Genomic DNA, 24,316 nt, shown 5'->3' on the forward strand with positions numbered 1-24,316 from the left:
TGGCTCCTTTATTTAATTATTCGATTTTGAGGCGCCTCGGCGCAAAAGCAGCTGCGCTGCTACGAGCAACAAGAGCGACGCGCCCATAACCATAGTGCCGATGGCATTGATCTCGGGTGTTACGCCGCGCCGGATGGATGAGAATATGTAGATTGGCAGGGTTGTTTCTGAGCCAGCTACGAAGAACGCGATGATGAAATCATCAAATGAGAAAGTGAAGCTGAGCAGGAAGCCTGCCAAAATTGCCGGTGCTATCAACGGCAGGGTCACCTGTCGAAAGGTGCCCCAGGGCGTCGCAAAGAGGTCAGCCGAAGCTTCCATGAGCGCGCGGTCCATACCCGATAGCCTTGCACGTACGATGATTATGACCAGCGCCATTGTGAACATGGTGTGTGCGGCGACAAGCGTGGGCATCCCCATGGAAAGTTGCGGGGGATTTGCTCCATCGGGCCATAGGCTTGCAAGAAGCGGGTTTAGCCAGCCGAATACAGTGACCAGGGCAATGAGTGTCGCGATGCCGATGACGATACCGGGTATCATTATCGCAATATAAATCATCGCATCAAACAAAGTTCGGAGCCATCCCTTAACCCCTTGTAAAGCGATGGCCGCCATGGTTCCGAGAGTGGATGCGAGGCAAGCAGTTATGAATGCCGCAAGCAGACTGGTCTCGAGCGCGTCCATTACAAATGGGTTGTTCAGCGCTTTACCATACCATTGGGTCGAGAACCCCATGAACTGGCTTGCGTGTCGTCCGGCATTAAAGCTGAAAAGCGCGATGATGCCGATTGGAATATAGAGAAAAAGGTAGACGCAAATCGCGTATAAGCGCATCGGACCCTCACATCAGCGAGACATCTTGGCGCTGGCCACCCAGGCGCGAGATGAATTTCATGTAAATTGAGACAGTGACAAGCATTACGACAACCAAAGTCATTGCGACCGCCGATCCGTACGCCCAGTTCCGAGACTGCAGGAACAGGTCCACCAGCGCATTTCCGACGAAAAAGACCTTTCCGCCGCCCAAGATCGCTGGGATCAGAAACTCGCCCATCAGCAAGATGAAGACCAGCATGCAGCCAGTTGCGATACCAGGTACCGACAAAGGAAGTGTCACCTGACGGAACGTACGCCATGGGGTAGAGCCGAGATCAGCCGATGCTTCCAGAAGGCGTTTATCCAGTTTGTCTAAGCTTACAAAAATCGGGAAAACCATCAGAGGTAGATACCCATAGACAATCCCGACAAGCACAGCGAACGGCGTATTTATCAGGCGGATATCATCGATGCCGATCGACTCCAGTAAAGCGGGCAAGCCACGCCCCCCAAGGATGAAAATCCAAGCGTATGACCGGATCAGGATCGATGTCCAGAACGGCACGATCACTAGGATCAACAGCGAAGTTCTCCACTTTGGTGAACAACGCACTGCAAGAAAGTAGGCGAGCGGGTAGGCAATTACCAACGCAGCGATAGTCCCCAGTGGTGCAAGGATCAAAGTGTTCTTAAACGCCGTCCATCGCGCAGGAAGGTTGGCATATTGTTCCAACGTGAACGCTGGAACGTAGCCTCCGGCGGCACCCCGTTCGCCAAAGGAAAAGACGAAGACGACCAGCAGAGGAAGGGCTAGCATTACCAAAAGCCATATTCCTGCTGGAGCCAGCAACAGTGCTTTTCTGCCTCGTTCGGTCATTTTGTCCTCGTCTTTTCCGATATTGGCGACCTTGGCGCTTAGGCCGACTTGAAGCGGGCGAGCAACTCGGCACGGTTTGGATCTGTTAGTGTAGCTGCCGCGCCGAACTCGAGTGCATTCAGAAGGTCAGCTGCCGGATAAAGGATCGGATCTTCCAGTAGTTCCTTCGGCAGCAACGCATTGGTGCGAGCATCAGCCGATGGATAGCCGTGAGCGAGGACTTCTTTCGCATTAACTTCCGGGTTCAGCAGGAAGTCGATCAAGGCATAAGCGGCATCCATATGGGGTGCGCCCTTAGGAATAGCGTAGTAGTCGGACCAGAGTTCACCGCCCTCGGCTCCCAGAACGTAGGCGATTTCAGGCATGTCGACATTCATCTGCTTGCCGTCACCTGTCCAGCACATCGTCATCCAGGCGTCACCGTTACGCATCGGTGGCTGATAATCCGACGAGATTGCAAACAGATGCGGTTTGGCATCCAGCAACAATTTCTCGGCATCCGCCAGTTCCTTCTCATCGACCGAGTTGAAGGAGTAGCCGAAGTATTTCAGGGCATTACCGATGGTGGTGAGTTGGTAATCATGCACCATTGTCCGGCCTGAGTAACCTTCCATAGTAAGGTCCCAGAACTCTTTCCATGTGGTTGGAGTCGGAGCGCCGTCAAGCTTGCTGGTGTTCACTGCAAAGCCAGTCGTGCCCCAGTTTTTTGGGACCGCGTAAAGCTGGCCATCGACAGAACCGGCATCGGAAAAGCGCTGTTCGAATGAACCTGCGTCGTAGTTTGGCAGTTTGGACGTATCGAGCGGGATGATCAGATCTTCACCCACATACGTAGTGATTGTGTAGTTGGTTGGAACAAAAACGTCCCAGCCAGACCCTCCAGCCTGTAGTTTTGCCAACATCTCTTCGTTCGAGCCAAAAACATTGACCTGAACATGGGCGCCAGTGGCTTCCGTGAAGGCTTCGAAGTTCATCTCGTCATGGTAGTTCGGCCATGTGGCGAGGATCACTCGGTCGCCAATGTCCCCGGCAGCAAATGCCGGGCGTGGACGCAACCCAGGAATGGCCGTGCCCAGAACGGCCGTTGCCATCCCAAGACCTGTCACGCCTAAGAAATGTCGCCGTGTAACCGAACCCTTTTGGTACCGGCGAAGCTCTTCCATGAACTTTTGCTTGGAAATAGTCCCATTATCCTTGGTCATTGTGAACCTCTCTGTTGTTGGATTGCGGGATTTGTTAATTTTCCAGGATCAGCAGTGCGCCTTCGCCCCATGAAACAAAGGCCTGCTCTCCTGCATTGAACGTCCCCTCGTTCAATTCCGCTTGCCTTGGCACAAGTACGTGGAAATCACCCAGTGCTTCGTTGCGCGCAAGGTATTCTGTGTGCTCCCCAAGGAAGATCCGATTTTGAATGGTAACTGGCAGAGCGATTTCAGCTGTGGGTAGCGCGCGGGTCAGCGTGATCTGTTCAGGACGGATACTAACGCACACTTCCTGCCCTGCATCTATTGGAATCTCCGGAGTTCCGTGCACCTTTTGGCCACTCGCTAAACGCACAGTAATTTGGTCGGCTGCTGAGTCAGTCACAGTTGCATCAAAGAAATTTGAGGTGCCTACAAATCCAGCCACGTAGCGGCTGCGGGGCATGTCATAGAGTTCGCGTGGGCTGCCAACCTGCACAATACTGCCGCCTTCCATCACACAAATTCGGTCGGACATTGAAAGCGCTTCTTCTTGGTCGTGCGTGACGAGGACAAAAGTTATTCCCAGTTGTCGTTGCAGGTTCTGCAGTTCAAACTGCATTTCTTTTCGAAGCTTTCGATCCAGAGCAGCCATTGGTTCATCAAGCAGCAAAAGCTTGGGCTCGTTTACGATCGCACGCGCCAAAGCGACGCGTTGCTGCTGACCACCAGACATCTCCCAGATGCGACGTGGGCCAAACCCACCAAGACGGACAGTTTCCAGCGCTTGCTCAACCTTTGTCGCGATTGTTTGTTTGTCTACGTGTGGTCGTTGTTGGCGCAGGCCGTACGCGATGTTGTCGAACACGCTTAGGTGAGGAAAAAGAGCATAGTGCTGAAACACCATGTTGACTGGGCGATGGTGCGCATCCAAGTCGTTGACGACTTCTCCATCGAGCAACACCTGACCTTCGGTTGGCTTCTCGAAACCTGCCAACATTCTAAGCGCAGTGGTTTTGCCGCAACCAGATGGGCCTAAGAACGACAGGAACTCTCCTTTCCCAATGGAAAGATTCAGGTCTTTGGCAGCGACCACATTCCCAAAGGTCTTAGTCACTCCGCGGAGTTCCGCAATCGTCTGCATGGTGACGCTCATGTCAAAGCTCATATACTGCCTTTTTCCTTTTGCTTGATTTTTTGGCATTTACTGGCATACCACTCAAACAGGGAAAAAGTAACAATAACCCCGATTAGCTGTATATACCACAATTGGGGTATAAAGCCGCTTTTCGAAAATCTGGAGCAGCGTGTGTTCGATTGGATGGAAGAGGCCGGCAGGGTCGTGGAGAAGATCGGAACCCCAGAATTTCCATGTGCTTTAGCAGATGGCTTGCGGCAGGTCGCACCATTCGATTTTACAGTGGTGTTTGGCCATGTCGGAACCGAAGCACCTATAGACCTTCACGACGATTTTCCCAAAAGCAAACGGCGTATTTTTGTTCAGGATTACCAAGCAGGGCCCTACGTACTTGATCCATTTTTTTTGGCCGCGACAAAACCGATAACACCGGGTCTGTACCGCATGCGCGATATCGCACCGGACAGGTTCTATCAGGGCGAATACTATCGCAGCTATTACAAAAGGACTGGGTTAGCAGAGGAGATTGGCTACTTTATCGATATCCCAAGCACTGGGATGGTTGTGGTCTCGCTCATGCGATCAGTGAAGCCTTTTTCAGCCAAGGAAATTCGTCATTTGCACGCTCTATGGCCGCTCGTTCGGGCAGCCTGTTGCAAACATTGGAGTGACTTTCCAACGATGACCCGCGGCGCCGCAGCGAATGGCGTTAGTCGTCGCGTCGATCTTGCTTTCCAGGCATTTGGCGATGGCGTTCTGACGCCACGAGAAAGAGAAGTCGTTGAGTTCACGTTGAAGGGTCATTCGGCAGAAGCTGTCGGCACAATTCTCGGCATCTCTCCAGGCACAGTCCGCATCCACAGACGCAACATTTACGCGAAACTTAGGATCAATTCGCAGGGTGAGCTTTTTTCAAAGTTCATTGAAAAGGCACTTTAAAAGGTTCCTTGAACACCCACTTTGGGCTGACTGCGGTTCTTTGGAGTAAAAATGCGGATGGCTGCAACGTCCCGCATTGCTGCCGCTCGCGACATTTCAGCGAGCGTCTGTCTCGAGCCCAAACCGACACTTTAGGTTCAGTGATTTAGAGATCATTGCGATGCACCCTTCCATCCTTCATGACAAAACGGATGACCGACGGGAATATCCTAGATTCGATTAGGATTTACACAATCCAGTATTTTCTGAGCAGCTAACTGAACCGACTTTCTCAACTGCATGACCTCGGAGTTCGCAGCCAGCCGGGACTTCATCTCCGCATCCCCAAGTAGTTGGTTAATCGCATTCTCCAACTGCTCCGTTGTCCAATCCCATCGATTTAGCCTGAGTCCGACACTGGTTTCGACTGCCCGCTGGGCGTTGTCATGTCCGTCCCAGCAATAGGGGAGGATTAGCGACGGGACCCCGAAATACAGCGCTTCGCAAAAGCTGTTGTTGCCGCCGTGGTGAATAAAAAGATCGCATTGTTCAACCACGGAAGGCTGCGGGAACCATTCCTGCAGATGAACATTGTCCGGCACTCTGGAATAGGCATCGATCTGTGCGCCGACATTGATCAGAAAACGCATGTCCAATGTCTTGAATACGTCGAACAGGCTTTCAAAGAATGAGACATCCATTGCACCGAGGCTGCCAAAACTCACGTACACCAGAGGCCCGTTGTTACGGGGCATTTGAGGTACACGGTAAGGACCTTCCTGGCGAACGCAGCCTTCGAGAAAGGTGAATTGTCCAGAGTCCAGCACCTGATCACGATCATGGCGAATGATAGATGGCGCTAAAAGAAGGTTTTGATGCGGTGATGTTTCTAGGAACTCACCTTCAGGCAATAGCTCAAGCCCCTTATCCTGGCGAAATTTGTTGTAGCGCGCATGAATTGGGCCAAGGGTCTCCAAGTACTGGTCTCGAAATGCCGCACACCCGGCAGCGTCAGATGCCGGCAGACCGGACAGGTACGGCGGTAGGCAGTTGTCTGGCAACTCGGTTTCCGCGCAAGAAATAACCCTGACCCATGGGCACTCGGATCGTACGATGGCCGGGAACATGATGACGTTGTCGAGGACGACGACATCTGGGTTGATCCGCTCTAGCGCCGTTTCCAAACCCTGTTCGACCGATTCCGCTGTCTCGACGATTGCGTTCCAAACGGGCTCTACATAGGTGGTCAGTTGGTCAGTTGGATGCATGTTAAAATGCGGCAGATGATGGCTCAGGAATTCCTGCCAGTAGGTCTGGGTTTCCTCTTCTGTCAACTCTGACTGAACAGGGACGGCGAACTCGTCAAAACCGTAATCTGCGAATACGCCACCAAAGCCACCGTGGGTGAGGAAAACGGGGTGTGCACCCATTGCGCGCAGTTCCTGGGCGATCCCCACACAATTCAGTGCAGCCCCAAAACTAGCTTCGGGGAAAAACGCGATTACGGGTGCTTCCTTGCGGTTCATCATTCAATCACCGGATTGACCCGCGGGTTGCTTGGACTAGCGCCGGAGCACCACGATTGGCGACGCTGGGCCTTTGGTGCATTGAAAGCCGCAAGTGCAACCTCATCTGATCCGCCGCAAGATCGAAATGATCCTGTTCGATGAAATCAAGGATACGCAGATGTTCATCGAGCGCCTGCCTCATCCGAAAGTCGATCATACCGAATGATCCGCCTGGCAGGTGGCGCAACCCATGATGGGCCATGAGAACAGAAGCTAGATACTGGTTTCCGGACGATCGAGCGATGAGCTTGTGAAAGGCAAGATCCGCGTCCTGGAAATCCTGGCTATTGAAAGAGTTTTCCGACTGCGCCAGAAGCGCTTCGGTCTGGCTGCGGACCAGATCGGCGCGCTTGGTGTCCAACTTGAAACCGTCGGACAGAATGGCCTGCGGTTCCAGTATCAGACGAAATTCGTAGCTCTCTATTCGTCCGGAGCGGTCTCCCGGCATGCGCGTAAAAACCCAGGATTGACCTTCGGCTTTCTGAATCACGCCTTGGGCCAGGAGGGCTTCGAGCGCACGCTGTGCAGCGCTGCGGGAAACCGAATATCTGCGGATCAGGTCTGTGACATTGATGGCACCGTCCAGGCGTCGGGCGCCGCGATCTCGTAGGATGGCACCAGCGAGATCCACACCTGCTCCGACCGCATGCTGGTTGAGTATCGAATGCCCCTTTTCGGGTTCGCATTCTAGGACAAACCCGCCTTCTGCCGCTTTGCGTGCCATCCCCTCCTTTTCCAGCAGCCTCAATGCGGATCTAATCGGAGTGCGAGAGACGCTGCACGAATCAGCAAGGGTTTTTTCCACCAGTCTGTCGCCCTGATGCAAATCGAGATCCATCGCAACATCCAGTATTTTTTGAGCAAGTTTCAAGTATTTGCTTGGTGACATAAGAAGACGGCTTTCGTCATACTCAGTTAATATACAATAAAAACGGTATCTTAAATGGCTTCTCCGGGCCATACAAAAATGATTCAAAAAATTGTTGAGTTTTATTTCATCAAAAAATACCGTGATTGCATCATATATCTCGCCCCAGAAGCGAGCGCGGATGTCAAGGGAGGAAGACATGACCAACAAGTTCACCAATTCGTTCCGTTTGCCATTTGCTTGGCTCACCGCCGGGGCGGCCTGCGCACTCAGCGCATTCGCCGGAGCGGCCCAAGCAGAAAAAATCGTGATCTCGAACTGGGACGGCTACATGCCGCCGGACCTGCTGGAGAATTTCACCATGGAAACCGGTATCGAGGCCGAGCTCTCGGTGCATGGCACTAACGAAGAAATCATGGGCAAGGTCGTAGCCGGTGGAGGAAAGGGCTACGACGTTCTTTTCGTCTCGTCGCCTTTTGCCGAGGCGTTAAACAACCTGGGGCTGGTGGCTGCAATCGACCACGACAAGGTTCCGAATGCCTCTAACCTGTATGACGAAGCTAAAGAACTAGCCCATGATCCGGGCAACAACTATTCAATGCCATACGCTTGGGGCACGACGGGCTTATGCTACCGGTCAGACCTGATGCCAGAGCCAACTTCGTGGAACGATCTGCTCAAACCCTCTGACGACCTCAAAGGCAAAGTGACAATGCTCTCGACGGATCGCTGGCTGATGGGGGCTGCTGCGCTAGCCCTCGGAAAGTCGCTGAACGATACGTCGGATGAGACGTTGGCGGCTGCAAAGGACCTGCTGGTTGCGGCGAAGCAGGATCTGCTGGCCTACGACGACGCAACTTTTTATCTGAAGTTGGTATCGGGCGAGGCAACGATGGTTCACGCCTGGGATGGCTGGTGCAACTACGGCATCGGTGAAAACGCGGACATCAAGTACACGATACCATCAGAAGGATCGGATCTGTGGGTGGATGCGCTAGTCATCGCGGATGCATCTGAAAACAAAGATGCGGCGCATGCCTTTGTGAACTATGTCTTGGGCGCGGACGTCGGTGTCTGGGTTGCCAGCAATATCCTTTACAAAACGCCGAACAAGGCTGCGATGGAGGCGCTGGACCCGTCCTTAATCGAAACCTTCCCGAATATGGGAATGTCGCCTGCAGACCTTACCAAGTACGAGCAGTTGCGCGATCTCGGCAATGGCCAGAAACCCTTTGCACGGACCGTGACCGAAATCATGGCCGCACAGTAAGTGATCAAACCCTGAGCAAAACCCGACCCGAACAAAGGGTCGGGCCTGTACGACATCACTCCACAGATTGCCAAGTATATGACCAATCGACTGAAATCGGTGATCTTGCTGGGGCCGGGCCTGGGCTGGCTTGCGCTTCTTATGGTGGTGCCGTGTGGCCTTATTTTTACCTATGCGTTCTTTGAACGCGGTATCTATGGCGGTATCGACCACGTCTTTACGTTTGAGAATTTTGTGCGGGCCACCGATCCTCTTTACCTCGGGATCTTCTTACGCTCAGCCAAGATCGCATTTCTGACCACGATAATCGCGATCCTGATCGCCTATCCGGCGGCCTATGCCATCACGCTGGCGCCGCGCCGTTGGCAGACCGGTTTGCTGATCTTGGTGATCCTGCCGTTCTGGTCCAACTACCTAATCCGCACTTACGCCTGGATCGTGATGCTTAACCGCGAGGGCTTGATCAATAATACTCTCCAGGGGGCAGGCTTGATCGATGAGCCGCTGTCTCTACTTTATAACAATTTCGCGGTGATCGTTGGGCTTGTCTACAACTACACCCCCTTTGTGGTTCTGGCGATCTATTCGTCGCTGAACCGCATAAATGTCGAAACCATAGAAGCCTCGGAAGATCTTGGAGCTCCCGCTTGGACCACTTTCCACCGGGTGATACTGCCACAGACCGTTCCCGGCATTGCGGCAGGTGGTGTCTTTGTTTTTGTATTGTCGATCGGCAATTTCATTACGCCCGATTTGCTTGGTGGCGGGCGACTTCAGATGGTTGGAAACCTGATCTATGACCAGTTCCTGAGCGCCCGCGACTGGCCGTTCGGAGCAACGCTGTCGATGTTCCTGATTGCGATTATGATGGGGCTTTTGTTCGCACAGGCGGTATTGGCCAATCGCGCAGCGGGACAGAGAGGGCAGGACTGATGCGGGACCGATCCAACATGGGCCTGAAGCTGCACCTGGTTTTGTTTTACACCTTTCTCTATGTGCCGATCCTTGTGCTCATGGCGTTAAGCTTTAACCGGGCCGGACTTCCAACTGTATGGACCGGGTTTTCGTTGGAATGGTACGGCAAGTTGTTTACCGCGGATCCAATACTGTTGGCGGCGCGCAACACGCTAATCGTGGCCTTAATCTCGACCGTTCTGGCGACAATATTCGGCACGCTTTTGGCGGTCGGTGTCGAGACACGGCATAATTCTTCAGTTCTAGACGCGGTTCTGTTCGCACCGATGATCATCCCCGACATAGTTCTGGCCATCGCGCTCTTGTCCTTTTTCACCCTACTCAACATGACGCTGGGGCTTCATTCGATCATCCTCAGCCATGTCGTATTTAACATAGCCTTTGTTGTCGCCGTGGTGCGTACGCGGATGCGCAATTTCGACCATTCGATACTTGAGGCCAGTGCCGACCTTGGGGCCAGCGAATTCACCACCTTTCGCCGCATCCTGCTGCCCGCCATCGCGCCGGGGGTTATCGCCGGGGCGCTGTTGTCTTTCACCCTGTCTGTGGACGAATTCATTATTGCCTTCTTTACCGCCGGTGCTGGGCAATCCTCGACCACGTTGCCGATGCAGATTTACGCAATGATCCGATTTGGCGTCACGCCGGAAATCAATGCGATGGCTACCATCGTCATGTTCGTTTCATTCACGCTGGTCTTCTTCGCACAGCGTACCGACAAAGAGGTTTTCAGCCGATGAACCAAGGGGTTCAACTCAGGAATATAACCAAGCGATACGGTTTGGTGACCGCGATCGACAATGTTTCACTGGATATTCGCGATAACGAGTTCTTTGCACTTTTGGGCCCATCGGGCTGCGGCAAGACCACACTATTGCGGACGCTGGCGGGCTTCGAAACGCCACAGGAAGGACAGGTTATCGTTGCCGGGCAGAACGTGACAAACATACGTCCCAGCAGGCGGCCCCTGAATCTGATGTTCCAATCCTATGCCTTGTTTCCGCACATGAGCGTCGAAAAAAACATCGCCTATGGGTTAGAAATGGAGAAATTGCCTAAGGACGAAATTGCCACGAGAGTAGCTGAGGTTCTGGAAAGTGCGAAACTTTCGGGGTTTGCCGGGCGCAAGCCGGATCAGCTTTCTGGTGGGCAGCGACAGCGGGTTGCTTTGGCGCGCGCGCTGGTCAAAAGGCCAAAAGTCCTGTTGCTGGATGAGCCCCTTTCAGCTCTTGACAAGAAACTACGAGAAGAGATGCAGCTGGAGCTCAAACGGTTGCAACACGAGGTGGGGATTACATTTCTAATTGTGACCCATGACCAGGAAGAGGCCTTGGTCATGGCCGACCGGATCGCGGTCTTGCATGATGGTAAGCTGGCGCAGGTCGGTACTCCTCACGAGCTCTACGAACACCCCGGATCGCGCTTTGTTGCAGATTTTATCGGCGTGATGAACTTCCTGAATGGTAACGCCGTGGATGGCGGTGTCGATGTCGACGGGGCGGGAATGCTGAGGGGCGTTTCCGAGCTGCGCGGTGCCGCCACGATTGCTGTGCGCCCGGAACGGGTCAGCCTGATGCAGACCGCCCCTCAAGATGGGCGCAACTGCCTTCCCGGCACTGTCGAAGAAGTCGCCTATCACGGGTCAGACCTGGGTGTGCATGTGCGTGTTCGCGGCGGGAGGAGCACCCTGTCCGCCCGCGTTCCAGCCGGCCAAGCCGACCGTGAAAGTATCCAGCCGGGTCAGGATGTCTACTGCGTATGGGACGCGAAACATTCCCGCATCCTACCCAACTGCTAAGCCATATCTAACGGGAGACCTACAATGTCACAGAAAACCATCGCCTTCTTCCCCGAAGCTGCCTTTGGCCCTGCGCTGAATTCGGTTGGCATCGCGCAGGCCTGCGAGAAACTGGGCCATAAGGCTGTATTTCTAAGCGATCCCGGCTTTGTCGAGGTATATGAAGGTTATGGGTTTGAGGCGCATCCTGTTGCCCTGTCCGAGCCGATGGAACCCGAGGCGATGGCAAAGTTCTGGGAGGATTTCATCAACGGTCACATCCCAAATTTTCGCAAAGCCCCGATTGACCAGATCGATAACTACGTCAAGGATTGCTGGGAGGCGATCGTCGACAGCGCAAAATGGGCGCAAAAAGATCTGCCCGATGTACTGGCAAAAATCAAACCAGATATGATCTGCGTGGATAATGTCATTATGTTCCCGGCTATCAAGCAGTTCGGCGTACCGTGGGTGCGGATCATCTCATGTTCCGAAAACGAAATCCCTGACCCGATTGTGCCGCCGCACTTGTCAGGCTGCCGGGTGGATGACCGCGAGGGCATGGCGGCCTATGAGGCTAAATTCCACGAGGTGATCAAGCCGATCCACGACGACTACAATGCGTTCCTGGCCAGATGCAACGAAGAGGCCTATCCGATCGGAGAGTTTTTCGAAGCGTCGCCCACAATGAACCTTCTGCTTTATCCCGAGCCTGCAAAGTACGAACGACAGAACCCGCTGGACCCAAACCGGTTCCAGTATCTTGAAGGTTGCGTACGCGAAGAAGAATCCTTTGAGGTGCCAACGTTTAAGTCCAACAATGACAAACCACTTCTCTATGTATCTTTCGGGTCACTTGGTGCAGGCGACACCGACCTGCTAAAAAGGATCATTTCGACCATTTCCAGGCTGCCCTACCGGGCGCTCGTAAATGTCGGGGATTACATGGATGAATACACAGAAATTCCTGACAACGTGCACATACAAAGTTGGTATCCCCAGCCTTCGGTAATTCCGCAGGTTGACGCGGTGATACATCATGGCGGTAACAACTCGTTCACCGAGTGCCTGTATTTCGGCAAAGCGGCAATCATTATGCCCTATGTCTGGGACGGCCACGATAACGCCACTCGTGTTCAGGAAACTGGCCACGGGTTCGGGTTTCACCGATACGACTGGACCGATGATGAATTGGCTATTGCCCTCGACAAATGTATCAACGATCCAGGAATGCAGGCGAAGATGGCGGCAACCTCTGCTCATATGCAGTCACGGCATGGCCCGACCAAGGCAGCCGGCATTCTCGACGACATCCTGAAAGCCGCGGAATGAGCAGCGCCCCGCATCTTTCCGAAATCTCGACTCGCACCGACCTCACGGACTGGGGGCTACAGCCGGACATGATCGAAGGCCAGTCTCATTCATCGGGTATGCTGGTTCACAAGGGTCCTGACAACCGACCGGAGATCGGCGCATGGGTCTGTACTCCAGGGCGCTGGCGCCTAACGATTCCGCGTGACGAGTTCTGCTATTTTGTGCAGGGCCGCGCGGTCTATCGGTCGGATGCAGGCGAAAGCATCGAAGTTACGCCCGGAACGGCCGTACTATTCCCCGCCGGTTGGGTAGGGGAATGCACGGTCGAGGAAACACTGCGCAACACCTACTACCTAACGGATCGCGAACCTGAATCATGACCACGCCACGTATGCAAAACCCGCTCCAGCAGACTGATCTTGTCGATTGGGGGGTAATCCCGACGATGATTGAAGGGCAATCCCGCACCTCGGGAAAGCTGATCCACAAGGGGCCTGACGGCCAGTCCGAATGCGGCCTTTGGGTCTGCACTCCCGGTAAGTGGGAATGTCACGTCACCAAGGACGAGTTCTGCCACTTTCTGGAAGGCCGCTGTACCTATGTCCATGAAAGCGGCGAGGTAATTGAGATTACGCCCGATACGGCGGCCTTTTTTCCGCAGGACTGGAAAGGCGTTTGCACTGTCCACGAGACGGTCAAGAAAGTGTACATGATCCGCTAACGGCGCAATGCCTGTCAAACAAGGGGGCTGCCCAATGCGTGACCCGTTCAAATCTACCTACTACCTCAACCCCAAGCATGTGCCATTGGAGGGTGGTGGGACCACTCTGGTCAACCCGTCTACCTTGCAGCCCGTCGGGGTTTTTGGTGAGCCGTCGCCGCAGATCGTGAACCAGGTTCTGGACCGGGTCAATGCGGCGCAAAGGAGGTGGTCTGCGATGGACTGCAAATCTCGCGCGCGGGTATTGCACCAGATCGCCAACGACATCGAAAGCGGCGATATGACTGAGATCGCCCGCTTGATGACATTGGAAACGGGCAAACCTTACCCTGAATCGATTGGCGAGATTGCGAACATCCCGCCAGTTTTCCGCTACTATGCCGAGATGGCGCGCAATGACGCGGGCAAGATCGCCGGCACGATGCAAACCGGATCTTTTCAGTATCAGACATACGAGCCCTACGGGGTGTCCGTGCATGTGGTTCCGTACAATTTCCCCCTCATTCTTGGCAGCTGGTCGATGGCCGCATCACTTGCGGCAGGTAACGGTGTAGTGTTGAAAGCCTCACCCGCAGGAACTTTGTGCACGATGGCGTTCATGGAGTTTTTTCGGGCGTTGCCCCAAGACCTGATTGCTTGCCTGCCGGGTGGGGCAGACGTGGGCAAACAGCTGATTGCCAGCCCCAAAACCCATGTGGTCGCCTTTACAGGGTCCGTGCCGACAGGTCGTGCAGTCGCAGTGGCCGCAGCAGAGAACTTGAAACCCGCAGTGATCGAGGCTGGGGGAAGCGATCCACTGATCGTCAGTAAACATGCCGATATCGCGGTCGCTGCTGCCGGGGCAGTTACCGCTGCTTTTTTGCAGTCGGGCCAGGTTTGTACATCGTCTGAACGGATTTTTGTGGTGGATGACGTGTACGACGATTTTGTCGATGAATTCGTGGCCCGAACCCGGAAACTACGCATCGGCGACGGCATGGGGGTGGCGGAAATCGGACCTTTGGCCTCCAAGGAGGCGCGCAACAAGGTCGAGCGTCTGGTGCGCGATGCAACTGAGAAAGGCGCGGTGGTCGAGGTAGGAGGCGGTATTCCGGATGACGCCGGGCCGGGTTGGTTCTTCGCACCAACGATCCTAACCGGCGTGACGACGGACATGGCGCTAACTCAGGAAGAGGTCTTTGGGCCAGTCGCCTCGGTCATTCGGGTGAGCGACTTTGACCAAGCGCTTGAATTGGCCAACGCGTCACAGTTCGGTCTTGGCGGATGCCTGTTTACCGGCGACCTGGACGAGGCATTTCAGGGGGTGAACGAACTACAGGTGGGGATGGTCTGGGTCAACAACCCGCTAGTGGACAACGATGCCTTGCCTTTTGGCGGCGTCAAGAATTCCGGACTTGGGCGCACGCTAGGCCTTCAAGGCCTCGAGGCTTTCAGACGGCCCAAGATGGTCGTGATTGACCCGAAGGCGAAGGAGGCGGGCTGGTGGTATCCATATCCCGACGAATGGTTCTATTCAGATGACGTACAGGGCGGGAGAAAGCACACCGGATAAGGGATATTTCGTCTGGATTGTCGTTGCCGTCGGCACAGAGGCTTTGTTTTTCAAGGTAGCTTCAAATCATCAAGCCATTGTGAAAAAGCAACATTTCTTCGGCATAACCCCATATTGCTTTGAGAAAAACTTGGCTTTTTTGTATCGGCCGAACACAAAAAAGCAACGCTGACAATCGCTTAGATCTTGGTGAATTGATTGATCAGCCCCACTTGTGTGGTCCAATTTGATTGTTAGTGCATGATTGGCCTTTGGTCCATCTGAACGATGGTTTCCGGGGCCGGTGGTTTATATCCCAGAGCACTGTGCGGGCGTTTAGTGTTGTAGTGTTTCCTCCATTCTTCGATCAATATCTGCGCTTCTTTTAGGCTGTAGAAGACTTCTCCATTCAGGAACTCATCTCTGAACCGCGCATAGAAACTCTCACAGTAACCGTTCTCCCATGGGCTGCCTGGCTCGATGTATGCGGTCTTTGCTCCAACTGCATTGATCCAGTCTTGCACCGCCACGGCAATGAACTCAGGGCCATTGTCGGAGCGAATGTAGCTTGGCACACCGCGCATGATGAACAGGTCACTCAGCACGTCGATGACATCGCTGGAGTTCAGCTTGCGGTCCACACGGATCGCCAAGCACTCCCGGCTGTACTCATCAATGACGTTGAGCGTGCGGAATGCCTTTCCGTCATCCGTTCGACAATGCACGAAGTCATAGCTCCAGACGTGGTTTCGATGCTCCGGCCGCAGCCGAACACACGATCCATCATTTAACCAGAGCCGCCCCTTCTTTGGTTGTTTCATTGGCACTTTCAGCCCCTCCCGACGCCAAAGCCTCTCGACGCGCTTGTCATTCACCTGCCAGCCCGCATCTCTCAGCAAAGCCGCGATCCGGCGATAACCGTAGCGGCCATACTGGCGGGCCAATTCTATCATGTCCGCCACCAGGCGCTTCTCGTCAGCTCGACCTTTCGGCAGCTTTCGCTGTGTGGATCGGTGCTGTTTCAGGACGCGACACGCCCGGCGTTCTGAGACACGCAGTTTGTGGCGCACATGGTTGATGCAGGCACGGCGACGGGCGGGGCTCAGTAGTTTCCCTTGGCCGCCTCCGTCAGGATCAGTTTGTCCAGGGTAAGATCCGAGACGGCCTTTCGAAGACGCTCATTCTCTTTTTGAAGGCGCTTAAGTTCCTTCAATTGATCCGCACCCATTCCGCCGTACTTCTTCCTCCAGCGATAATAGGTCTGTTCAACAACACCAATCTGCCGGATCGCATCCAGACGGGACATGCCTTGCCCCATCAATATCTCAACCTGCCGCAACTTCGAGACAATCTCTTCCGGCTTCGGTCGCTTGCGCGCCATGTGGTTCCTCCGTTTTCTTAACCATAACGGCGGACCACTTCAGAGGGGGAGGATCACTCCCTTCAAGTTGACACTGAAAACTTCCAGTTCCGCTTTGGGATCACCTTCAAGATTCGCCGCCAGCCGCACAAAGGTCGGCTCAATGCTGTCCAAGGTTCGCTACTCTGTTTTGCCATAGAAAATTCATGTGGCTGGCGAAAATCACAGATGACTGGTCTCGGTCAGCCCGCCGCAACGGCATCGCCGCGTAAGCATTGGGCCGGTGAGAGCCCAAATTGCCGGATGCTGTCAGCGCAACCAAGGGCGGCTATGCAACTTGACCCAACGCGCATATTGTAAATGCATGAGCAAGTTCCGAAATGCCCGACAATCCGACGCACAGCGTTGCTTTGAGATCGAAACTGCTGCCTATGAAGGCGACGAAGCAGCAACCCTCGAAAAGATATCCAAGAGGATCGAGGTCTATCCCGATGGTTTCCTGATTCTTGAGGAACGAGGCGAGATCGCTGGCTTTATCAATTGCGGATGTGCCCATGAAGTCGAAATGTCAGACGAGGAGTTCAAGGAGCTTGTGGGGCATGACCCCGACGCGCCAAATGTTGTTATTATGTCCGTCGTTGTTGATCCTGAGCATCAGGGAACAGGCCTGTCGCGGGCATTGATGACTGAATTCGTCGACTGCATGAGGAATATGGACAAATCCGCGATCTACCTCATGTGCAAAGAGCATCACGTCCCGCTTTATCAGAGATTTGGCTACAGCTATCTTCATCCATCAACCTCTGATCATGGAGGAATGACTTGGCACGAGATGTCCATGCTACTTTGAGCCGTTGAGCCATGATGAACGGACATTGGTGCAAACGCAGCGAACGGCTGTTTCGTCCCGTATAGCAGTCGCTCACACCGAGTGCGGCGACTGTCTACTTCGGAGTCCACTTTGACCGATGCTGCGCGATTCCCCAATGACAGCAATGCGCAGATATTGTTGAAAAACTCACAATTGGTGTAAACTCGAGTCAGAATTTGGCCCGACAAGGCCGACGGGAATTTTCAGCTGAGGGGTCGGCCAAAAACTGACACTGGCCACCAGTGGGCACCGAAACGCCCGTCATCGGTATCAGAAGTGGACTTTTCGGATTGACTGCCAGTTCGCAAACTATCAGGGCCTCCCAGATTTATAAGTTTTTCAACACAATCCGCAGAAACCGGACATTGCAAAGACTATTAGACCGCCCAGAGCGGCCACTCGGCGCTGCACCGCGCGTCGAGCGCTTGTGAGTCCTGAACGCAGCTGCGCTGGTTCATTTTGGTGACGACAACTATTGCAGTTTGAACATGGAACTGCGCATCTCTTTGAGGATGACGTGTTCATCGATCCAAAGCTGCGAGGATTCGAGCATCTCGTTCGTATGGATCCTCACGGAAATGAACGGCCCCATCTTCGACCCAAGCAGTCCAATAGGTCAAAAGGACCGGCATGGGCTCGGGTAGGTTAACGCGCGTTGTCTTCCCGCTATCCAATATGGATTGCATCTTTTGCCGACTCCAGTCGGGCTCTCCCTCCATCAAAAGGCTGGCAAATTCGAACGGATACTCAAGACGAACGCAGCCGGAACTTAGGTTCCGCTCATTTCGGTCGAAAAGACTGCGGTCGTTGGTATCATGCAAGTACACTGCATATTTATTGGGAAACATGAACTTGACTAAACCTAACGCATTGTCTGGGCCCGGCTGCTGAACCAAAGTCACGGCGGGGTTCTTTGCCCCCCAGTTGACAGCGTTGGCAGGAATTGTCTGCCCGTCTTTGTTCCGAACTACGTAATTGTTGCGCGCCAGATAGGCTGGATCCTTGCGGATCCGCGAAAGCTTGTCTTTCCGAAAAATCGAGGCGGGAACGGTCCAAGTCGGATTGAATTCCATGTATTCAATTTCATCTCGGAACACTGGGGTTTTTCGGTAGGCTGATCCTGTGATCGACCGGGTGGTCCAAACCGTCCCATCGGACTTGACTAAGTAAGTACGGGCTCCTGCAATGTTTACTAGCACGAATTCTTCGTCGATTTCCCGCATGAGCCAGCGGCCTCGCTCCAGGCTGAGGCGCAACTTATTTATGCGATCTTCGACAGGTTTGTTGAGAGACGCGAAAGTCTTACCACCAACGACGCCATCTGCTTCCAAGCCATGACGATTTTGAAAGGTTTTTACCAGTTGCACCAAGTAATCGTCATAAACCCAAGTTGGGTTTATGCCGTTTTGGCTGATTTCTTGAAATTCATTTGTTCCCTCGTAGCCTTCTGTCGCTAGCCTTTTGCGCAGTTCGGCGACGGCAGGATCCACCATTTCCGGCTTCAGAACCGTTTCTTCGGGAACTTTGTTCCAGCCTCCCTTTGATGCAATAGCTCTATATTTACGCAATGCATCAACGAGCATCGTATATTGCGCATTGTCGATATCGATGCGTTCAATCAAAGCGCTGAAGCCTTCACCTTGAAGAAATTGGCTCAATACAACGGAAGGGTCTTGTTGAATTACTGGCTTTGAGAAATTCCAATCGTCGTCTAGCGCATTTGGATCGACTTTTCCAAACACCAAATGGTGTACGAGTATCACGGCCGCGTCAGTCGCCAGAATATCGAATAATGCTCGACTGGAGGCATCGCCACCCTGTGAAGCTTTGAACGCGGATCGAAGCTCCTCTAGTTTGAAGTCACTCGGCGTAAAGCCCTGATCAATTGCTCCACCCAACTCCTCAAAAAGCTCGTCAACCAATTCAATACTGGTCCAAGCTGGCGTAAATTCTCTAGCCGTATAGAAACGAGGTACAAGGATTTCTGCGTCCAAACTCTTGCTGTTTGAAAGTGTACTACTCGCATTCGTATTTGACCTTAGAAGCGCTTCTATCTGTTCCGAGACTTGGTCTGCTGCGCCTAAATTGGGGCATGTCATCAACGTTGCAGTTAGTGCAGTTGCAACTACTGATTTAAGACCTTTTACCATCCGCTCCGTCACCTTCAATCTATATGTCGTTTCTTCGTCGGAGGATACTTCAACATTATGTATAATCAAATTGGAATTTATTGGTCTCGGATCATGCTCGCGCCGCATCGACGACAATTATTTGCGAATGGCTGCGTTGCCCGTAGAACAGACGGCGGGTGAAAACTTGAACGGCCAGTTTGCGTGCAACGGCAACGACCGCGCGGCGGCGCCCCTTCGTGCGCATCAATCTCATCCCCCATGACTAGATCTGCGATCCTGCCATGGTTCGCATCAGCAAAGCGTTGGCGGCAGCATAGAGTGTCGCCCTCACATCGCGATCCCCGGCTTTGGATATTCGACCGGGATTGTCTTGCTCACCTGACTGATATCTTCGAGGCGTCAAGCCAAAGTGGGCGGCTACGGTACGAAACCGTTTGAACCGCGTAGGATCGTCAACAGCGGCCTTGAAGGTTAAGGCCGCTATGGGGCCGACACCAGGAACCGTCATCATACGATGCAGACCGCATCCCGACTGGCGGCGCGTTTTACCCTCCGATCCAATTCAAGGAAGTGTTGATACAGCACCAGCCGGGCGTCGAGCAGCGGGAGCATGGCATGAGCCAACACCTCGTCCATTTCGATCATCGGTCGGACGACGTCGTCGAAGCTGCCATGCTAAACCGTCTTGGGCAGACGGATGCCGAAGATCTTCAGCAATCCCCGCACTTCGTTGGCCAGATCATTGGTCTTACTCAACAATGCCTTGCGCGTGCTCAGGAGGGCCCGGATCCCATGTGCCTCCCGGCTCTTCATGTGAACAGGACTGAACCGCCCTGTCCGCAAGATTTGGGCAATGCCACGTGCTTCGTTGCGATCCGTCTAGTTACGCATCGCTGACAACGCCGCACTTACCTAGCGCGCCTCCATGCAAACGACGTCGAAACCTTCTGCCTTCAATCCGTAGAACAAGTGCTGGCTCAAAGTGCCAGACTCAAACCCGATGCGCTCGACCGAAACAGGAAGCGCGGCCAGATAGCCCGCGATCTCCTCGATTTCGCAAGGCAGGTCTCGCTCGTGCAGAACCGCGCCTTTGCCATCAACGACACAAATCGCGCACGAACGCAGCGACACGTCCAAACCTGCAAAATACTCCATTCGAAATCTCCCATGTTCACAGTTTCCCTGTGAGCCTATCGGGAGCTCGACCTCAGTTCACGGTCAGCCCAATTACGCATGCTTTGGGCTGCGAACCGCCAACCATGCAAACCGCAGAGAACTGCAATATTGAGCCGATTGTGTTGAAAAACTTATAAATCTGGGAGGCCCTGATAGTCTGCGAACTGGCAGTCAATCCGAAAAGTCCACTTCTGATACCGATGACGGGCGTTTCGGTGCCCACTGGTGGCCAGTGTCAGTTTTTGGCCGACCCCTCAGCTGAAAATTCCCGTCGGCCGTGTCGGGCCAAATTCTGACTCGAGTTTACACCAATTGTGAGTTTTTCAACAATATCAGCCCAAAGCAGACGTTAAAAGCGAACTTGTTTAGGAAGTTCGCGAATTGATGGTCAAACAAAACCGCACTACAGCAAACCGTATTGTTGAGAGCAGATGTCCAGTTTTTCGTTAAACTTGTCCAGTGTGACTAACTTCACAGCTAAATCATCTTCACTGGCCAATTATAATCATTGAAGCGGCGAAAGCAGGCTGCTCGGGAAACGTACTCTGCATCCGGATGGGTCATTTTCCTGAGTGAGCAGATGCCTTTTTTGATGTGGCAAGAACTACTGTATTGGAGCAGAAAAATTACACTTAGGTCATTTAAAGAACGCGTCATTCAGACTTCAAGTTTTGAGTTAGTAGGTATTTTTTTTGTTGCCCCCATTTATGCCCAACTGGCCGGGTCATCAATGGTACATGGGTTTGCAACAATTGCCGTATTATCTATAGCAGTAATGGTCTGGTCGCCGATCTTTAATACCTTCTTTGACGTGATTGATAGACATTTCACCAACCGACTGGCCTGCAAACGCCCACACAGACTTAGAGTTTTACACGCCACACTGCATGAAGTTACAGCGATTTTGATAACTTGTCCGCTACTCATGTGGATCGGCGGGCATACACTGTCAGCCGCATTAGCATTCAATCTGGGCTTGACGTTAACCTATTCGATTTACACATATTTTTTCCACATGATTTACGATCGTTTGCGTCCTGTGGAAAGACAAACACATGTCGAAACTAAAAAGCAAATTCCGGCGCTTAGCTCGATCTTGGCAACGGATTCTCCGCAAGTCGGCTTGATTGAAGCAGAAGCCAAATTCGGATTAGACCGTAGATCCTGAGTGTGACACGAACCATAAGATGGATCGTAAGCAAATGTGTGTTCCTCAGTTGGAGGGCGTCAGTTTTATCCGCAAAGCTTACATACAGACATGTTGTTATGAACGGCCGCACCGAGCCCTTAGCGGTCGGTCGTTTGTCCTAGAGTCCCAGTGTCCCCGGCTCACGATCTTCTGATCGGCTAGATTTCCATTGAAGCCATGTAGCGACGGTCCACAGTTCCAATATGTGACAGCACCTCCATCTCGAAACTTTCCTTGAAGGTAAAGGGCCCCAAATGGCCGGCACCTTTCAGAACCTTTAGCTCAACAAGCTTACCTTGGGTTGCCAGAATTTCTGCGATGCGCTTTGTGTGCACATGCGTCTGCGATCCGCGAATGATCGTAGAGGGAACACCCTCAGAAAGAATGTATTCTGGGTCAGGTTCTTTCAGAAGCGCATCGAAATCGCTTGGGGCTTTGTGAACCCAATCAATCATAGCGCACCTGCGTTCACGACTCAGGGCTTGCCAAGAGCCAAGTCCTCCCCAAAAATCAGTGAAAACCTGTGCGCTAAACTCTTCGCATCCCTCTTCTATGCCCGTTCGTATTGCGTTTGTGAGGCTAACAATCTCGGAATACAATAAACCATCAGTCAACTCTCCAGCTTTCAGTAGGCTGAACAAAGTTGGTTCATAGAGACAAAGTGATCGAACAAGGTCGGGTCGAGCTCTGGCGATATGCAAAGCCAGCGCTCCTCCATAGGAGTGTCCAATCAAATGAGCGGGCCTGCCAAACTTCTCTATCTCAGTTATAATCGAAGCAGCTTCGTGTTCCAATGTGAACGGCCCGTCGGGGATTTTATGACCCCGAGACAGGGTTCCAATTAGGTCGGGCGCTATTGTTTTGGTTTCATCGCTCATCCGGGCAAACAGAGTGCGCCACTGGCTTCCGTCAGCACCGGAACAATGTAGCCCCACGCAGGGAGCGGGCGAAAATTGGGACCGGGACGGCGAAGCGTGTAGTGATGCGTCAAATTGTTTATTCATGTGATGACCTCCAATCTGAATTTCACAATGGTGTCACTCATCTGTCCTTCAACCTATCGGACACATGTCCCGGCTAGACTCAAAACGACGGGAAATTGTTGGGACATTTGCCCCAAATTGACTAAAAAAGGACATGCGAACCGTTAGATACACTTCCTCAAGCGATGGTACGTCGCTGGCGTGGAGCAAATCCGGAAACGGCCTGCCCATGGTAAAGGCGGCTAATTGGCTTACGCATCTCAGTTATGATCTCGACAGTCCAATTTGGTCTCACTGGATCGAAATGTTAGAAAGTCAATTCACCCTTGTTCGCTATGATGAGCGAGGCTGCGGATTATCTGACAAGCGAGTTGAGAATCTAGGTATTGATTACTGGGTTGATGATCTCGAAGCTGTAATCGACGCCGCTGAAATAAATGAACCATTCTATCTTCTGGGTGTTTCTCAGGGTGCGGCGACTTCTATCGCGTATTCGCTCATGTATCCCGACAGGGTCGCTGGGATGATACTTGTTGGCGGCTATGCAAGGGGCAGTAACCACCGTGGACCGGTTGCCGCCAAGAACTACAAGACTGTAATCGATATATTTCGCTTGGGTTGGGAGAATGACAACCCAGCATTCCAAGATGTATTCACATCAAGATTTCTTCCTGGCGCGGCAGTCGAACAGCGCTCATGGTTCACAGATCTTTGCCAAAAGACCGTTTTGCCTGAGACAGGGGCCGACCTGCTTATGGCGCGCGCTGACGTAAATGTTGAGAGCCTTCTGCCAAAGGTTTCAGTTCCAACACTGGTGATCCATTCAAGGAACGATCAGGTTATTCCGTTTGAAGAAGGACAACGTCTCGCTCAGAAAATTCCCGGAGCGACAATGTCTGCTTTAGAGGGAAAAAATCACATTATCCAACGCGATGAACCTGCCTGGCGCGCTTTTTCCAAGAGCTTGCTTGAATTTACATCTTCCGGTCAAACGACGGACTTTAACGATTTGACAAAGCGCGAGCAGGACGTGCTGAGACTTATCTGTCAGGCAATGAGCAGTAAAGAAATTGCTAACAGTCTCCAAATGAGTGAAAAAACCGTTCGAAACCACACAAGTAAAATCTACGCCAAACTTGAACTGCAGAACAGGCAGCATGCAATTCGCACGTATGGGCATCTGTTCTGATTAGAGATCGGCACTGTAAACTTTTTAATCTGATCCAACGTGGCAATGGCAGTTTTGTCCCGCACACCGGACGCTCGGCACGGCTGAACCGCCTTGTGATTTCTAGAGGTCGTCAGATGACTGCTTTGAGCCCAAAGCAGAACATTTGTGACGGAAATACTTGAGTCGTCGATCTATGCTAAGATTGTGAAGACATCCGTAACCTTGTCGTCAAGATTTTAGATAACACATCTTTTCTCAAACGGAGTTAGTGATGGTTTGCAATCCTGTTCCTAAGAAAGTTACGCATATTCCAGATTTCTTTGCGCTTGCAACATGTCCATTTTGTCGCGATCAGCAGGTTGTTTCTCAGCGGGATTTAAAGAGCAAGGGACGCCCAATTGATGGAACGGCTGAGTGGGTATGTCCGCTCTGCAAGGGGATACCGAATAGAAAACCAAGTGGCTGAACAGACACACCGGT

The 24,316-nt window shown here is 52.8% G+C and carries 25 protein-coding genes; 13 read left to right on the forward strand and 12 right to left on the reverse strand.

All coding sequences use genetic code 11. The features are described from left to right. Positions 1 to 12: 12 nt before the first annotated feature. Genes G7G_RS0114885 through G7G_RS0114900 form a run of 4 tightly spaced genes read right to left on the reverse strand, consistent with a single transcriptional unit; the run spans position 13 to position 4,030 of the window. Entirely contained in the window at positions 13 to 834 is an 822-nt protein-coding gene (locus G7G_RS0114885) for an ABC transporter permease (RefSeq protein WP_010442232.1), read from the reverse strand. Positions 835 to 841: 7 nt separating this feature from the next. Continuing rightward, positions 842 to 1,693 (reverse strand): ABC transporter permease, encoded by an 852-nt coding sequence (locus G7G_RS0114890; RefSeq protein ID WP_010442233.1) that lies wholly within the window; start codon positions 1,691 to 1,693, stop codon positions 842 to 844. A 38-nt stretch (positions 1,694 to 1,731) separates the two neighbouring features. After that, positions 1,732 to 2,895, reverse strand: coding sequence for an ABC transporter substrate-binding protein (locus tag G7G_RS0114895; protein ID WP_010442234.1), 1,164 nt, complete (start codon positions 2,893 to 2,895; stop codon positions 1,732 to 1,734). Positions 2,896 to 2,929: 34 nt separating this feature from the next. Then, complete coding sequence (locus G7G_RS0114900; protein ID WP_120981226.1) at positions 2,930 to 4,030, reverse strand: ABC transporter ATP-binding protein; 1,101 nt, start codon at positions 4,028 to 4,030, stop codon at positions 2,930 to 2,932. Between the two features lie 153 nt (positions 4,031 to 4,183). Between G7G_RS0114900 and G7G_RS0114905 the strand changes: the two genes are divergently transcribed. After that, positions 4,184 to 4,951 (forward strand): helix-turn-helix transcriptional regulator, encoded by a 768-nt coding sequence (locus G7G_RS0114905; protein ID WP_010442236.1) that lies wholly within the window; start codon positions 4,184 to 4,186, stop codon positions 4,949 to 4,951. A 209-nt stretch (positions 4,952 to 5,160) separates the two neighbouring features. Here the strand turns inward: G7G_RS0114905 and G7G_RS0114910 are convergent, their stop codons facing one another. Beyond that, positions 5,161 to 6,456: a nucleotide disphospho-sugar-binding domain-containing protein gene (locus tag G7G_RS0114910; protein WP_010442237.1), complete on the reverse strand. Its 1,296-nt coding sequence runs from the start codon at positions 6,454 to 6,456 to the stop codon at positions 5,161 to 5,163. Positions 6,457 to 6,463: 7 nt separating this feature from the next. Further along, complete coding sequence (locus G7G_RS0114915) at positions 6,464 to 7,582, reverse strand: GntR family transcriptional regulator (protein WP_139056611.1); 1,119 nt, start codon at positions 7,580 to 7,582, stop codon at positions 6,464 to 6,466. On the opposite strand from G7G_RS0114915, the gene G7G_RS0114920 reads away from it, so the two are divergent. From G7G_RS0114920 to G7G_RS0114955, 8 genes are all read left to right on the forward strand, one after another. Then, positions 7,566 to 8,636 carry a polyamine ABC transporter substrate-binding protein gene (locus tag G7G_RS0114920; RefSeq protein ID WP_010442239.1) on the forward strand — a complete coding sequence of 357 codons (1,071 nt, stop codon included), beginning with the start codon at positions 7,566 to 7,568 and terminating at the stop codon, positions 8,634 to 8,636. The two genes, G7G_RS0114915 and G7G_RS0114920, sit on opposite strands and share 17 nt — an antisense overlap. A 78-nt stretch (positions 8,637 to 8,714) precedes the next feature. After that, positions 8,715 to 9,569, forward strand: coding sequence for an ABC transporter permease (locus tag G7G_RS0114925; RefSeq protein WP_010442240.1), 855 nt, complete (start codon positions 8,715 to 8,717; stop codon positions 9,567 to 9,569). Next, on the forward strand, positions 9,569 to 10,351 hold the full coding sequence (locus G7G_RS0114930; RefSeq protein ID WP_010442241.1) for an ABC transporter permease: 783 nt from the start codon (positions 9,569 to 9,571) through the stop codon (positions 10,349 to 10,351). Before G7G_RS0114925 ends, G7G_RS0114930 begins: the two co-directional genes overlap by 1 nt. After that, on the forward strand, positions 10,348 to 11,409 hold the full coding sequence (locus G7G_RS0114935; RefSeq protein WP_010442242.1) for an ABC transporter ATP-binding protein: 1,062 nt from the start codon (positions 10,348 to 10,350) through the stop codon (positions 11,407 to 11,409). Before G7G_RS0114930 ends, G7G_RS0114935 begins: the two co-directional genes overlap by 4 nt. Before the next feature lie 24 nt (positions 11,410 to 11,433). After that, positions 11,434 to 12,720 (forward strand): nucleotide disphospho-sugar-binding domain-containing protein, encoded by a 1,287-nt coding sequence (locus tag G7G_RS0114940; protein WP_010442243.1) that lies wholly within the window; start codon positions 11,434 to 11,436, stop codon positions 12,718 to 12,720. After that, positions 12,717 to 13,082, forward strand: coding sequence for a cupin domain-containing protein (locus G7G_RS0114945; protein ID WP_010442244.1), 366 nt, complete (start codon positions 12,717 to 12,719; stop codon positions 13,080 to 13,082). The genes G7G_RS0114940 and G7G_RS0114945 overlap by 4 nt, the downstream gene beginning before the upstream one ends. Further along, complete coding sequence (locus G7G_RS0114950) at positions 13,079 to 13,423, forward strand: cupin domain-containing protein (protein ID WP_010442245.1); 345 nt, start codon at positions 13,079 to 13,081, stop codon at positions 13,421 to 13,423. The genes G7G_RS0114945 and G7G_RS0114950 overlap by 4 nt, the downstream gene beginning before the upstream one ends. Before the next feature lie 34 nt (positions 13,424 to 13,457). Continuing rightward, positions 13,458 to 14,975 (forward strand): aldehyde dehydrogenase family protein, encoded by a 1,518-nt coding sequence (locus G7G_RS0114955; RefSeq protein ID WP_010442246.1) that lies wholly within the window; start codon positions 13,458 to 13,460, stop codon positions 14,973 to 14,975. A 233-nt stretch (positions 14,976 to 15,208) separates the two neighbouring features. Here G7G_RS0114955 and G7G_RS0114960 read toward each other — a convergent pair. Next, a protein-coding gene (locus G7G_RS0114960; protein WP_085977576.1) for an IS3 family transposase occupies positions 15,209 to 16,335 on the reverse strand; the annotation gives its coding sequence in 2 pieces (ribosomal slippage) (positions 15,209 to 16,071 and positions 16,071 to 16,335; 1,128 coding nt in all). A gap of 343 nt (positions 16,336 to 16,678) precedes the next feature. On the opposite strand from G7G_RS0114960, the gene G7G_RS0114975 reads away from it, so the two are divergent. Beyond that, complete coding sequence (locus G7G_RS0114975; RefSeq protein WP_010442250.1) at positions 16,679 to 17,164, forward strand: GNAT family N-acetyltransferase; 486 nt, start codon at positions 16,679 to 16,681, stop codon at positions 17,162 to 17,164. A gap of 542 nt (positions 17,165 to 17,706) precedes the next feature. On the opposite strand, the gene G7G_RS23095 is transcribed toward G7G_RS0114975, so the two are convergent. The 3 genes from G7G_RS23095 to G7G_RS24700 form a co-directional block, all read right to left on the reverse strand. Continuing rightward, complete coding sequence (locus G7G_RS23095; RefSeq protein ID WP_238528810.1) at positions 17,707 to 19,335, reverse strand: L,D-transpeptidase family protein; 1,629 nt, start codon at positions 19,333 to 19,335, stop codon at positions 17,707 to 17,709. A gap of 91 nt (positions 19,336 to 19,426) precedes the next feature. Then, positions 19,427 to 19,561: a hypothetical protein gene (locus G7G_RS24845; RefSeq protein WP_010442252.1), complete on the reverse strand. Its 135-nt coding sequence runs from the start codon at positions 19,559 to 19,561 to the stop codon at positions 19,427 to 19,429. Positions 19,562 to 19,579: 18 nt separating this feature from the next. Then, positions 19,580 to 19,825, reverse strand: coding sequence for an IS110 family transposase (locus tag G7G_RS24700; protein WP_238528811.1), 246 nt, complete (start codon positions 19,823 to 19,825; stop codon positions 19,580 to 19,582). Between the two features lie 107 nt (positions 19,826 to 19,932). Between G7G_RS24700 and G7G_RS24975 the strand changes: the two genes are divergently transcribed. Continuing rightward, positions 19,933 to 20,214 (forward strand): hypothetical protein, encoded by a 282-nt coding sequence (locus tag G7G_RS24975; RefSeq protein WP_238528812.1) that lies wholly within the window; start codon positions 19,933 to 19,935, stop codon positions 20,212 to 20,214. 15 nt (positions 20,215 to 20,229) lie between these two features. On the opposite strand, the gene G7G_RS24710 is transcribed toward G7G_RS24975, so the two are convergent. Next, complete coding sequence (locus G7G_RS24710; protein WP_029622054.1) at positions 20,230 to 20,472, reverse strand: hypothetical protein; 243 nt, start codon at positions 20,470 to 20,472, stop codon at positions 20,230 to 20,232. A gap of 601 nt (positions 20,473 to 21,073) precedes the next feature. On the opposite strand from G7G_RS24710, the gene G7G_RS23965 reads away from it, so the two are divergent. Beyond that, positions 21,074 to 21,661 (forward strand): PACE efflux transporter, encoded by a 588-nt coding sequence (locus G7G_RS23965; RefSeq protein WP_083829017.1) that lies wholly within the window; start codon positions 21,074 to 21,076, stop codon positions 21,659 to 21,661. Between the two features lie 179 nt (positions 21,662 to 21,840). Here G7G_RS23965 and G7G_RS23105 read toward each other — a convergent pair whose 3' ends face one another. Further along, on the reverse strand, positions 21,841 to 22,686 hold the full coding sequence (locus tag G7G_RS23105; RefSeq protein ID WP_083829018.1) for an alpha/beta fold hydrolase: 846 nt from the start codon (positions 22,684 to 22,686) through the stop codon (positions 21,841 to 21,843). Between the two features lie 133 nt (positions 22,687 to 22,819). Between G7G_RS23105 and G7G_RS0115025 the strand changes: the two genes are divergently transcribed. Beyond that, positions 22,820 to 23,854 carry an alpha/beta fold hydrolase gene (locus G7G_RS0115025; protein ID WP_029622057.1) on the forward strand — a complete coding sequence of 345 codons (1,035 nt, stop codon included), beginning with the start codon at positions 22,820 to 22,822 and terminating at the stop codon, positions 23,852 to 23,854. Positions 23,855 to 24,316 lie beyond the last annotated feature (462 nt).

This window comes from Ruegeria conchae, assembly GCF_000192475.1.
GTDB lineage: Bacteria > Pseudomonadota > Alphaproteobacteria > Rhodobacterales > Rhodobacteraceae > Ruegeria > Ruegeria conchae.